The following is a 12,619-nucleotide window of genomic DNA, read 5'->3' as shown; positions in this document are numbered from 1 at the left end:
AGGCATACACGGTTTTATGTGTAATACAACCACTATATTATACCATACAATTATATACTTTCAACAGAGAGCCACAATTTTTCTGCTTCATAAAGTTTGGCAACGAGCGGATTTGTCCATACCGTTTGTCCCGTTTCACATTGCTCAACATATGTGTATAACGCATTTGCCCATTGTTGTGCGGAACCTGCTGGAAGAAACGGGTATGTCACAAACATGTAACGAAGCCATATTTGTTCACACCATTCATACATCGTTGGATTTTGTGTCGCCCACGTTTGTTCGATGATATCAAGCACTTGTTCTATCCAATGCTTTTGTTGTTGTTCATCGAGCTCAGCTGGAACGACCGTCATCGTTTGCCCAAATTTTTTTACGGTCATCGGCTCCGTCACTTGTTCTTTCCTTAACATGTGTAACATCGTCGTTTTTACAATTGGATGTTTCATTTCATCATGTAAATAGCGAGCAAAAATAGAAACAAGGTGTGGAACGGTGCGCACATCTAATTGGTGAAGGGTGCGTAGTTGTTTCGTCCATTGATCGCTTTCGAAAATCGATTCGTATTGTTTTGAGCGTTGTTCGTGCTGAGACCGAATCATTTTTTCACTAAACTGTAAAAGCGGTAAAAACGGTGTGCAATCCATTCCTTTTCGCTGAAGTTTATGAATGACTGCGACAACTTCATCGTATTGTTGTAAATGGACGAGCATAGAGATGTATACCGTCCAATCCCCTCTGCCGCGCTCTAACAGTTGCTCACATCTTTCTTTTGCCTCTTCTACATGTCCCATTTCAAATAAACAGACGACAAGTGCCATTTCTACATCATCATCGTGAAGTTGCAGCTCTTTCAATTGTGTCAAGTACGTATACGCTTCTTTATATCGCTTTTCTTTTAACGCATTCATCCCTTCTGTTAACAACCGTTCTTTTACATATGGATGCGGAACGACTTTTCGTTTTTTCATATTCGTTCACCTTCGCTTACATTTGCCTTTTAGTTTAACAATGTTTTTGACCAAACTCAACGAAAAACGCCCTCGACGAATCGTCAAGAGCGTGCTTTTTCATAGGCGATAATATATGGTTCATAAACGAACGTTAAGTCGATTTCGTCCCAACCTTTTAAAAGAAGCTGTTTTCGATACGGGTCAATATCAAACGCGCTTGTAAATCCTTCGTCATCAAAAACGACTTGTTGTTCAAGGGAAATAGTCAGCTCATAATCTGACCGCTCCGCTTGTTTTAATAAATACACGACATCTTCTTTTGAAAGTTTAATTGGAAGTAAACTATTTTTTAAACAGTTGTTATAAAAAATATCCGCAAAGGAAGGAGCAATGACAGCACGAAACCCGTAATCAGCAAGCGCCCAAGGCGCATGTTCGCGCGATGAACCGCAACCAAAATTTTCATTTGCCACTAAAATCGTTGCTCCTTCGTTTTCAGGGCGATTTAACTCAAAATGCGGGTTTGGTGTCCCGTCTGGAAGATAGCGCCAATCATAAAAAAGAAATTGGCCAAATCCTGTGCGCTCAATTCGTTTTAAAAATTGTTTCGGAATAATTTGATCCGTATCCACATTGGCACGATCTAAACCAGCGACTTTTCCTTTATGAATAATGAATGGTTCCAACGCGTCTCCCTCCTATCGTACCGCTTCTTTATACAATGTGCGCACATCAACAAAATGTCCATAAATTGCCGCCGCAGCTGCCATCGCTGGACTAACGAGATGCGTACGTGCCCCTTTTCCTTGCCGTCCTTCAAAATTGCGATTTGACGTTGAAGCACAATGTTCTCCTGCTGGCACAGTATCTGGGTTCATACCAAGACACATGCTACAGCCGGAATCGCGCCATTCAAAACCTGCATCAATAAACATTTGAGCAATGCCTTCTTCTTCCGCTTGTTTTTTCACTTGTTGTGAGCCCGGAACGACGAGCGCCCTTACACCCGGTGCGACTTTTTTTCCTTTCACGATTTGTGCCGCTTCTCTTAAATCGCTGATGCGTGAATTCGTACACGATCCGATAAACACATGTTGAACAGCAATATCCGTCATTTTCGTTCCTGGCTTTAGTCCCATATACTGCAAGGCTAACTGAACTGCCTTTCTCTCCGTTTCGGTTGCAAACTCTTCTGGATAAGGGACGGTTCCATCAATTGGAGAACTCATCGCAGGCGTTGTCCCCCATGTAACGGTTGGAGCGATGTCACTTCCATCCATATGAATAACACGGTCATATACCGCTCCTTCATCTGTGCATAACTGTTTCCACTTTTCAACGGCCTGTTCAAACGCTTCTCCTTTTGGAACATATTTTCGCCCGCGCAAATATGCAAACGTTACATCATCCGGAGCAATTAACCCTGCGCGCGCGCCTGCTTCAATCGACATGTTACAAATCGTCATCCGCTCTTCCATCGACAAACGACGAATAACATCGCCTGTAAACTCAAGCACATACCCCGTTCCGAAATCAACACCAAACTTTCCGATAATCGCTAAAATGACGTCTTTTGCTGATACACCCGGTGCCAATGCACCTGTGACGTTCACTTGCATCGTTTTCGGGCGGTGTTGCCATAACGTTTGCGTCGCCAACACATGTTCGACTTCACTCGTGCCGATTCCGAACGCTAACGCTCCAAAAGCGCCATGTGTTGACGTATGACTATCCCCGCACACGATTGTTTTTCCCGGTTGCGTCAATCCAAGTTCCGGACCGATAACATGTACAATGCCTTGTTCTGGACTGTTTAAATCGGCAAGCGGAACGCCGAACTCACGACAGTTCCGCTCCAATGCCGTCATTTGATTTCTTGCCACTTCATCTTCAACGACGAATCGATTGATCGTTGGAACGTTATGATCCATCGTCGCAAACGTTAAATCTGGGCGGCGCACTTTTCTTCCTTTTTGCCGCAATCCTTCAAACGCTTGCGGCGATGTCACTTCATGAACGAGATGTAAGTCAATGTATAATAAATCTGGCTTCCCATCTTCACGGTACACAACGTGCTCATCCCAAATTTTTTCAATAATCGTCTTTGGCGCCACCTCAATCCCTCCTACACATATACTTGCATAATTCGTTCAATCGCTACATCATCTAAAATGGCATCTTTTACTTTTTCGACCATTGCTGTCGTCGATAATACACAATCACCTTGTTGGGCAATGTCTGCGGTACGATATCCCGCATCCAACACCTGCTTAACAACTCGCTCGATGACATCGGCCTCTTCTGTCAATCCGAACGATAAGCGAAGCATCATCGCTGCTGATAAAATCGTTGCAAGCGGATTCGCTTTATTTTGTCCAGCAATGTCTGGAGCCGAACCGTGAATCGGTTCGTATAATGCAGGTCCGTCAACAGACAAGCTTGCCGACGGAAGCATGCCGAGCGATCCTGTTAACATCGATGCTTCATCGCTTAAAATATCGCCAAACATATTTTCTGTGACAATCACATCGAACTGTTTTGGCGAACGAACGAGCTGCATAGCCGCATTATCGACAAGCATATGTTCAAGTTGAACGTCCGGAAAACGCTTAGCGACTTGTTCAGCTACTTCCCGCCACATGCGACTTGACTCTAACACATTCGCTTTATCAACAGAGGTGACTTTTTTCTTCCGCTTTTGTGCAAGAGTAAAAGCAAACGTGATGATGCGCTCGATTTCTGCTCGTTTATAAAACAACGTATCAACAACCGTTTCTTCTCCTTTTTCCACACGTCGTTCACTCGGTTTTCCGAAATATAAACCTCCGACTAACTCCCGAACGATAACAAAGTCGGCTCCTTCAATCACATGTGGTTTTAATGGTGAAGAAGCTGATAAGCTGTTATAAAACGTCACCGGACGAATATTTGCAAACAAGTTCATTTCTTTCCGAATTTGCAACAGTCCTCTTTCGGGACGAACGTGCGGCGGATGACTGTCCCATTTCGGTCCACCAACAGCACCAAGCAATACCGCATCGCTTTGTTTACACATTTGAAGCGTTTGTTCTGGAAGCGGAGTTCCTTCACGGTCAATCGCTTCTCCACCGATCAAACCGTATGAAAAATGAAACGTATGTCCGAAACGAACACCAATCGCTTGCAAAACTTTTACCGCTCCTTTTGTCACTTCTTTTCCAATGCCATCCCCAGGTAACACAGCGATACGATACATAAAACATCCCCCTTTATTATTGCGCGGCAAGCGCTTGTTCTTCTTTCATTTTTTCAATGACAAACATGCGATTGACGGCGTGAATATATGCTTTTGCTGATGCTTCCAGCACATCTTGTGCCGTTCCACGCCCGCTTGCTTCTTTACCATCGAGCGATACTTTCACATATACTTGCGCTAAAGCATCACGTCCGCTTCCAACGGATTCAATGCGATAGTCAAGCAACGTCACCGGCAATTGCAGCGCTTTTTCTAAAGCGTTATATAGCGCCTCGACGCTACCAGCCCCCGTTGCTGCTTCTTGAATGTCGTTTCCTTCTCCATCTTTCAACACGACAACTGCTGTTGGAATTTGATTTGTCCCGTACTGCATTTGAATCGAACATAATTGATAAAAGTTTTTATACGTATCTAGCTTTTCATCTAAAATAAGGGCGATTAAATCATCATCGGTAATATCTTTCTTTTTATCTGCTAAATCTTTAAAACGAACAAATAAACGATTCACTTCTTCTTCTGTTAACGAATAACCAAGCTCTTGAATGCGTGTGCGAAACGCATGGCGTCCCGAATGTTTTCCGAGCACCATCGAATTCGATTGCACGCCAACAAGTTGCGGAGATATAATTTCATACGTTGTTTTTTCTTTTAACACTCCATCTTGATGAATGCCTGATTCATGGGCAAAAGCGTTTTTACCAACGATCGCTTTATTTGGAGGGACAATCATTCCTGTTAACTTGCTTACGAGGTTGCTCGTTCGTTTAATCTCTTGCAAGTTCAAGCGCGTCTCAGCTTGGTAGTAATCTTTGCGAATATAAAGCGCGACCGCCACTTCTTCAATTGCCGCGTTTCCTGCTCTCTCGCCAATGCCATTAATCGTTCCTTCAATTTGTGTCGCTCCCGCTTCAATAGCCGCAAGCGAATTTGCGACGGCCATTCCTAAGTCATCGTGACAATGAGCAGACAAACTAATTTTTTCAATATTCCGAACATTTTTCTTTAAAAAAGAGAATATGTCGCCATATTGTTTCGGTGTAATGTAGCCGACTGTATCTGGAATATTAATGACGTTCGCTCCTGCTTCGATCACTCGTTCAATAATTGTTGCAAGAAACGGAAGATCGCTTCGACATGCATCTTCTGCTGACCATTGTACAATCGGAAAATATTTTTTCGCGTAACGAACAGACTCAACAGCTGTTTCAATCACTTGTTCTGGTGTCATGCGCAATTTATATTGCATATGAATAGGTGACGTGGCGATAAATACGTGTAATCGTGGTTCCGCCCCATCTTTTAGCGCCTCCCACGCCGCATCAATGTCTGACTGAACAGAGCGAGAAAGACCTGTAACCGAACAGTTGCGAACGGTTTGAGCGATCGCTTGAACGGCTTGGAAATCACCTTTTGATGCGGCAGGGAATCCCGCCTCGATGATATCTACACCGAGGCGTTCTAACTGCCGAGCAATTTCTAGCTTTTCATGCAAGTTTAAATTGACGCCCGCAGACTGCTCTCCGTCACGCAACGTCGTATCAAAAATGTTAATTTTTCGCACCGACCGTCACCACATCTTTCTGTTTAGCGTTGACAAACGGCATCATTTTACGTAATTCGCGGCCAACGACTTCAATTAAATGCTCGTTTTCGCGACGGTTAATCGCGTTAAACTCTGGACGATGCGCTTGATTTTCTAAAATCCAACCTTTTGCAAACTTCCCTGTTTGAATGTCTTCGAGCACTTTTTTCATTTCTGCTTTTACCGCATCGTTAATGATGCGTGGACCTGTAACAAAGTCACCCCATTGTGCTGTATCAGAAATAGAATAGCGCATGCCTGCTAAACCGCCTTCGTACATTAAATCAACAATAAGTTTTAACTCATGCAAACATTCGAAATATGCAATTTCCGGTTGATATCCGGCTTCAACGAGCGTTTCAAATCCTGCTTTGACAAGAGCAGTCAACCCGCCACAAAGAACCGCTTGTTCGCCAAATAAATCTGTTTCTGTTTCTTCTTTAAACGTCGTTTCAATTACACCTGCTCGAGCGGATCCGATCGCTTTTGCATACGCAAGCGCTGTTTCTTTCGCTTCGCCGCTTACATTTTGATATACAGCAATTAACGCTGGCACACCTGCTCCTTCTGTATATGTGCGACGAACTAAATGGCCTGGTCCCTTCGGTGCAACTAAAAAGACATCCACGTCGCTTGGTGGGACAATTTGGTTAAAATGAATATTAAACCCGTGTGCAAACACGAGGGCATTGCCCGGCTGTAAGTTTGGTGCAATTTCTTCTTTATATACTTTCGGCTGATGTTCATCTGGAAGTAAAATCATTACAATATCAGCTTGCTTTGTCGCTTCATCCACTGGCAAGACGACAAATCCATCTTGTTCCGCTTTTTCCCATGATTTACCTTTTCTCAACCCAATGATCACATCAACGCCGCTATCGCGAAGGTTTTGCGCATGGGCATGACCTTGAGATCCGTATCCGATAATCGCTACTTTCTTTCCTTGAATGTAAGCTTCATTTGCATCGCCATTGTAATATACTTTTACCATAATAAAATCCTCTCCTTAATTTAAATGATGAATAGTGATTTATTTGTTGATGCTGCGCGTTGTGAACCGCGCGGAAACGCTGTTGTTCCTGTTCTTGCGACTTCCTTTAATCCGTATGGCTTTAATAAGTCGATGATCGCATCAATTTTTTCTGGCTCACCTGTTACTTGAACGACAAGACTATCGCGCGCCACATCGACAATCGCTGCACGAAACGGTTCAATTAATGTATAAATTTCACCGCGCGTCGCCGCTGTAACCGCCACTTTAATTAAAGCAAGTTCTCGAACGATAATCGCTTGATCAGTAATATCTACAACTTTTAACACATCAATTTGTTTGTTTAATTGCTTTGTAATTTGTTCAGCAATGCGTTCATCATCTACATTGACGACAAACGTCATACGTGAAACGCCTTCTGTTTCTGTATGGCCAACTGTAATGCTTTCAATGTTGTAATGTCGCTTCGTAAACAAACCTGTAATGCGATTTAATACACCTGGACGGTTGTTTACTGTCATTGTAATAATTCGCTTCACCATTTCACCCCCACCATCTCATGTAGCCCTTTTCCAGGTGCCACCATCGGATATACGTTTTCCCCTGGATGAACATGAAAATCAAGTAAAACCGGGGCATTTGTCGCAAACGCTTCTTTCAATACGTATTCTGCTTCTTCTTCCGTCGTTGCGCGCATCGCTTTCATGCCGTATGCTTCCGCTAACCGAACGAAATCCGGTTGATTCGGAATGAGAGAATGAGAATATCGTTTTTCATAAAAGATTTCTTGCCATTGACGCACCATGCCGAGCGCTTGATTGTTAACGATGACAATTTTAATTGGCAAATTCAACTCTTGAATAACCGATAGCTCTTGTAATGTCATTTGAAACCCACCGTCACCAACGATCGCTACAACCGTCGCTTCTGGTTGCGCCAATTGAGCACCAATTGCCGCTGGCAAGCCGAATCCCATCGTTCCAAGCCCACCGGATGTAACCCAACGATGTGGTTGCTTAAATTTATAATATTGAGCGACCCACATTTGATGTTGACCTACATCTGTCGTCACAACCGCTTCACCGTTTGTATATTCGTGAATCATTTCAATGAGACGTTGTGGTTTGAGTACACCCGGTTCGCGTTTGTACATGAGCGGATATTCACGTTTCCATTCGTTTAACTTGTTAAGCCACTCTGATACATCTGGTCGCTTTCCGTTTTGTTCAATTAATTGAATGAGTGCTTCTTTTGCATCACCAACGATTGGAATTTTTGTTGGTACATTTTTTCCAATTTCCGCTGGATCAATATCGATATGAGCGACCGTTGCTTTTGGTGCGAAATGCGCTAAATTTCCAGTCACCCGATCATCGAATCGTGCGCCGACATTAATGAGCAAATCACACTCATACAGAGCCATGTTTGCTGTGTACGTTCCGTGCATTCCTGCCATCCCGAGAAATAGTGGATGATCGGCAGGAAAACCACCAAGCCCTAAAAGGGTATGAATGACAGGAATATTTTGTTGTTCAGCATATTGTTTTAACTGTTCATGGGCATTCGCATGGAGAACACCTGCTCCCGCTAAAATGACCGGGCGCTTTGCTTGACTAACTGCTTCAACAAGCTTGCGAATTTGCAAATGGTTCGGTTTTGTTGTCGGCTGATAACCTGGCAACTGTACATCTTGTTCGTAATCAAACTCCGCTTCAGCGACGGCCATATCTTTCGGAATATCGATTAATACAGGGCCTGGGCGCCCAGTCGTCGCAATATGAAATGCTTCTTTAATGATTTTTGGCAGCTCGTGTATGTCGCGTACTTGGTAACTATGTTTTGTAATAGGCATTGTAATTCCTAACACATCCGCTTCTTGGAAGGCATCTGAACCGATGACATTTGATGCCACTTGCCCTGTAAAGACGACGAGCGGAATAGAGTCCATCATTGCATCTGTTAAACCGGTCACGATATTTGTGGCACCCGGTCCAGACGTGGCAATGACGACACCAGGTTTTCCTGAAATGCGGGCATATCCTTCCGCTGCATGAATAGCGCCTTGTTCATGACGTGTTAGCACGTGGAATACGCCTGACTCATAAAGCTTGTCGTAAATCGGTAACACAGCACCTCCCGGATAACCGAAAATGACTTTTACGTTTTCTGCTTTGAGCGCCTCAATTAACATGAGCGCTCCACACAACGTTTGCTTTTTTGCTACTCTTTCTTTCACTTTCATATTCGCTGCCATTTTTTCACCCCTAAAAAAATGTGAAATAAAAAAAGCCTTCTCACCCCTCCATCGGTCCACGTGGACCAAAGGGGCGAAAAGGCTTGCATCCTTTCCGCGGTACCACCCTTCTTCGTGGCAAAGCCACCTCAGGAGCACGCGACAATCGTCGCAGCGCTCGTTTTAATAACGAGTGACGTGCACCCGTCCGTCCCTACTAGAAATCGTTCAGGACGGCGCTCGGAGGGGAGTTCACTAGCGGAGACATCACCGGTTTTCAGCTTCCCCGGCTCTCTGTAGATGCCTAACCCGCTAGCTACTTATCCTCTTCAACGCTTTTCTCTTATTTACTTGTTATCCTGCATTCACATTTTGTGTAGCATATACTTTTACACCTTCAGAAACAACTCGTTTACGAAACTCTTCTAACAACCGTTTCGTATGTTCACCCGGTACACCGTCACCAATGACACGACCATCGACTTTGACGACCGCAATGACTTCTGCTGCGGTTCCTGTTAAAAATACTTCGTCTGCTGTGTACACATCATGACGAGTGAACGGTTCTTCTTTAACGACATAACCGAGGTCTTTGGCGATGTCCATGATCGCATCGCGCGTAATGCCTTCAAGTGCCCCGACATATCCTGGTGGTGTATATAACACGCCATTTTTGACGATAAACACGTTATCTGCTGAGCCTTCAGCGACATATCCTTGGTCGTTAAGCATGAGCGCTTCGCTGACGTTTGCTAAATGCGCTTCAATTCGTACTAATACGTTGTTTAAGTAGTTTAACGATTTTACTTTTGGACTTAGTACATCTGGTCGATTTCGTCTCGTTGCTACCGTAACGACTTCGATGCCCGTTTCATATAAATGTTTTGGGAAGATCGCCAACGGTTCAACGATGACGACCACTTGCGGCTTTGGACATTTGTATGGATCAAGTCCGAGGTCACCGACACCGCGCGACACAACTACGCGAATATAAGCGTCCTCAAAGCCGTTTTTTTGCACCGTCTGGACGATAATATTTGTTAATTCTTCTTTTGTGTACGGAATGTTTAATAAAATGGATTTCGCTGAATTGTATAAGCGATCAATATGTTCTTTCATACGAAACACGTTGCCGCTATACACGCGAATGCCTTCAAACACCCCATCCCCATAAAGAAAACCGTGATCGTATACAGAGATTTTTGCATTTTCTTTTGTGACAAATTCATCGTTCAGAAAAATCCACTGTTCACTCAATGTTTTTCCCCTCTTCCCCTGTTCGCCGTCTCCTGCTTCTTATGTTGAGTGCGACTTTTGTTAGATTTATTTGAAAATTATCATACGACCATTTACCAAAAGAGTCAATACTATTTCATTGAATTTTTTGATTATTTAGATTAGTTAAAATGTTATGTATCCGCTTACATAATTGATATATCAAGGAAAAGAAAGGGGATAAAAAATTTTGAACATTTTTTGACTAATAAAAAAAGTCCTCTTGCGTACGCAAGAGGACTGTGTTAGCGTCCCAGGAGAGATTCGAACTCCCGACCGACGGCTTAGAAGGCCGTTGCTCTATCCAGCTGAGCTACTGGGACATATGATCTTGGTTTGGACAATTGTTATTGTAATGATGTTTATGAAAAAAGTCAATAGGGGCGGCGGAATTTTCTTGCCCCTATTGTGTTTTGTATATGCCCGTTACATCATGAAGGAGCTGCCCGTCAATGTTGTAAAAATGTACGGTTGTGTTTGTTTCGTCTATATGTAGCATGGCATATGTTTTTTCACGACGCAGGCGCGGTAAATAAATGCTTCCTGGATTAATGAAAAGGACGTCATCGATTTGTTCACATCCTGCAATGTGCGAGTGACCGAAGCAAACGATGCGTGCTCCGACTTCTTTTGCTTTATAATATAGGTTCATGAGCGTCATTTTGACGTTGTACAAATGACCATGTGTAATGAAAAAGCGAACACCGTTCACTTCTTCAACAAGATCGGTTGGAAAACGACGTTCATGGTCGCAATTTCCTCGCACAACAAGCATATGTTGCAACGCTTCATGATCGCTCGTTAACTCCGAGTCACCGCAATGAATGATTGCATCGACATGTTGTTTATGACGTGAAACGATTGTTTGTAATTCAGTTGTTAATCCGTGGCTATCGCTTATGATTAATACGTTCACGACTCATTCCCCTTTTCAAACAGCTTGTCCCATATGCCCAAAAGATGTTGTAACGCCTTTGCCCGATGGCTTATTTCATTTTTCTCCTCTTTTGTTAATTGGGCCATCGTCCGTTGTTTTTCAGGAACGTAAAAAATCGGGTCGTACCCAAAACCGTTTTCACCTATTGGCTTTTCTGTAATATATCCTTCGCACACACCGTCTACGGTCGCTGTTTCCCCATTCGGTTTTGCAACAGCTAACGTGCAATGAAAACGGGCGGTTCGTTGTTCAAAAGGCACACCTTGTAACTTTGTAAGCACTTTTTCCATGTTTGCTTGATCGTTTTTTCCTTCCCCAGCGTAGCGAGCCGAGTATACGCCCGGCTCACCGTTTAGCGCATCAACGATTAAACCAGAATCATCTGCAATGACGATTTCATGAAGCATATTCGCAATCGTCGTGGCTTTTAATATCGCATTCTCTGCAAACGTCGTTCCCGTTTCTTCAACATCGGGTATGTCATCGTAATCCAGAAGCGAACGAACGTCGATTCCTTTTTTCGCAAACAATTGTTGAAACTCGGCTACTTTTCCTTTGTTTTTTGTAGCAATGATCATTCGCTTCACTTTGCTTCTTCCCCTTCCGAACGATGTTGCATAATTTGTTCCGCAAGAGAACCGAGCGCTTCTTTTTGTCGAGCAATAAGCTCATGAATGCCTTTTTCAGCAACCGTTAATAAATCGAGCAACTGCTCATATGAAAATGTCGCTTCTTCCCCTGTTCCTTGAATTTCAACAAAGCGCCCCGATCCTGTCATGACAATATTCATATCGACATGCGCTTTTGAATCTTCAACGTAATTTAAATCTAAAATAATGCCATGCTCTTCATCGATTCCGACTGATGTAGCAGCTAAAAAATCTGTAATCGGTAGCGCCGGCAATTTTTTTTCTTCGACCATTTTTCCGAGTGCCAACGTCATGGCGACAAATGCCCCTGTAATTGACGCTGTGCGCGTTCCACCGTCTGCTTGAATGACATCACAATCAATCCAAATTGTTTTTTCCCCTAATTTTTGCAAATCAACAACAGAACGAAGCGCTCGGCCAATGAGCCGTTGAATTTCCATCGTTCGCCCTGACAACTTTCCTTTACTTGCTTCGCGAATGTTTCGTTGCTCTGTCGCGCGCGGAATCATCGCATACTCCGCAGTAATCCATCCCTTTCCACCCCCGCGCATAAACGGTGGAACTTTATCTTCAATGCTTGCTGTACAAATGACTTTCGTATCGCCAATGGCAATGAGCACTGAGCCTTCTGGATGTTTTAAATAGTTCGGTTCAATATGTACGGGACGAAGCTCTTCGTTTGTTCTACCATCTACTCTCACAAAAAATCCTCCTCAATGTATGTTCACGAAATAAGAGGCAGGAACACTGCCTCTCGACGATG

The 12,619-nt window shown here is 43.6% G+C and carries 12 protein-coding genes, 1 tRNA gene and 1 other annotated feature; all 13 genes read right to left on the bottom strand.

What is annotated here, in order from left to right; genetic code table 11:
* Window positions 1-50: 50 nt before the first annotated feature.
* Window positions 51-971, bottom strand: coding sequence for a DUF3196 family protein (locus K1I43_RS04210; RefSeq protein ID WP_019416757.1), 921 nt, complete (start codon window positions 969-971; stop codon window positions 51-53).
* An 83-nt stretch (window positions 972-1,054) separates the two neighbouring features.
* Window positions 1,055-1,639 (bottom strand): 3-isopropylmalate dehydratase small subunit, encoded by a 585-nt coding sequence (gene leuD, locus K1I43_RS04205; RefSeq protein ID WP_009361773.1) that lies wholly within the window; start codon window positions 1,637-1,639, stop codon window positions 1,055-1,057.
* Window positions 1,640-1,651: 12 nt separating this feature from the next.
* Window positions 1,652-3,067 carry a 3-isopropylmalate dehydratase large subunit gene (gene leuC, locus K1I43_RS04200; RefSeq protein ID WP_019416756.1) on the bottom strand — a complete coding sequence of 472 codons (1,416 nt, stop codon included), beginning with the start codon at window positions 3,065-3,067 and terminating at the stop codon, window positions 1,652-1,654.
* Window positions 3,068-3,078: 11 nt separating this feature from the next.
* Complete coding sequence (gene leuB / locus K1I43_RS04195; protein ID WP_019416755.1) at window positions 3,079-4,188, bottom strand: 3-isopropylmalate dehydrogenase; 1,110 nt, start codon at window positions 4,186-4,188, stop codon at window positions 3,079-3,081.
* Between the two features lie 16 nt (window positions 4,189-4,204).
* Window positions 4,205-5,749, bottom strand: a complete 1,545-nt coding sequence (locus K1I43_RS04190) for a 2-isopropylmalate synthase (RefSeq protein ID WP_019416754.1) — start codon at window positions 5,747-5,749, stop codon at window positions 4,205-4,207.
* Window positions 5,736-6,761 carry a ketol-acid reductoisomerase gene (ilvC, locus tag K1I43_RS04185; protein WP_019416753.1) on the bottom strand — a complete coding sequence of 342 codons (1,026 nt, stop codon included), beginning with the start codon at window positions 6,759-6,761 and terminating at the stop codon, window positions 5,736-5,738. Before ilvC ends, K1I43_RS04190 begins: the two co-directional genes overlap by 14 nt.
* A gap of 20 nt (window positions 6,762-6,781) precedes the next feature.
* Entirely contained in the window at window positions 6,782-7,300 is a 519-nt protein-coding gene (gene ilvN, locus K1I43_RS04180; RefSeq protein ID WP_026011511.1) for an acetolactate synthase small subunit, read from the bottom strand.
* Window positions 7,297-9,015 carry an acetolactate synthase large subunit gene (gene ilvB, locus K1I43_RS04175; protein WP_009361779.1) on the bottom strand — a complete coding sequence of 573 codons (1,719 nt, stop codon included), beginning with the start codon at window positions 9,013-9,015 and terminating at the stop codon, window positions 7,297-7,299. Before ilvB ends, ilvN begins: the two co-directional genes overlap by 4 nt.
* A gap of 66 nt (window positions 9,016-9,081) precedes the next feature.
* Window positions 9,082-9,336: a binding site (T-box leader), on the bottom strand.
* Between the two features lie 12 nt (window positions 9,337-9,348).
* Entirely contained in the window at window positions 9,349-10,251 is a 903-nt protein-coding gene (gene ilvE, locus K1I43_RS04170) for a branched-chain-amino-acid transaminase (protein WP_009361780.1), read from the bottom strand.
* 267 nt (window positions 10,252-10,518) lie between these two features.
* Window positions 10,519-10,592 (bottom strand) — tRNA-Arg (locus K1I43_RS04165).
* Window positions 10,593-10,672: 80 nt separating this feature from the next.
* Window positions 10,673-11,185, bottom strand: coding sequence for a metallophosphoesterase family protein (locus K1I43_RS04160; RefSeq protein ID WP_009361781.1), 513 nt, complete (start codon window positions 11,183-11,185; stop codon window positions 10,673-10,675).
* The gene (locus K1I43_RS04155) at window positions 11,182-11,793 is read right to left on the bottom strand and encodes an XTP/dITP diphosphatase (protein WP_009361782.1); all 612 of its coding nucleotides are present in this window, start codon (window positions 11,791-11,793) and stop codon (window positions 11,182-11,184) included. The genes K1I43_RS04160 and K1I43_RS04155 overlap by 4 nt, the downstream gene beginning before the upstream one ends.
* Window positions 11,790-12,557 (bottom strand): ribonuclease PH, encoded by a 768-nt coding sequence (gene rph / locus K1I43_RS04150; protein WP_009361783.1) that lies wholly within the window; start codon window positions 12,555-12,557, stop codon window positions 11,790-11,792. The genes K1I43_RS04155 and rph overlap by 4 nt, the downstream gene beginning before the upstream one ends.
* Between the last annotated feature and the right edge of the window lie 62 nt (window positions 12,558-12,619).

This window comes from Anoxybacillus sp. ST70, from assembly GCF_019553625.1.
GTDB classification, from domain to species: domain Bacteria; phylum Bacillota; class Bacilli; order Bacillales; family Anoxybacillaceae; genus Anoxybacillus; species Anoxybacillus gonensis.
Note: the sequence above shows the minus strand (reverse complement) of the source record. Positions and strands in the feature narration are given on the sequence as shown.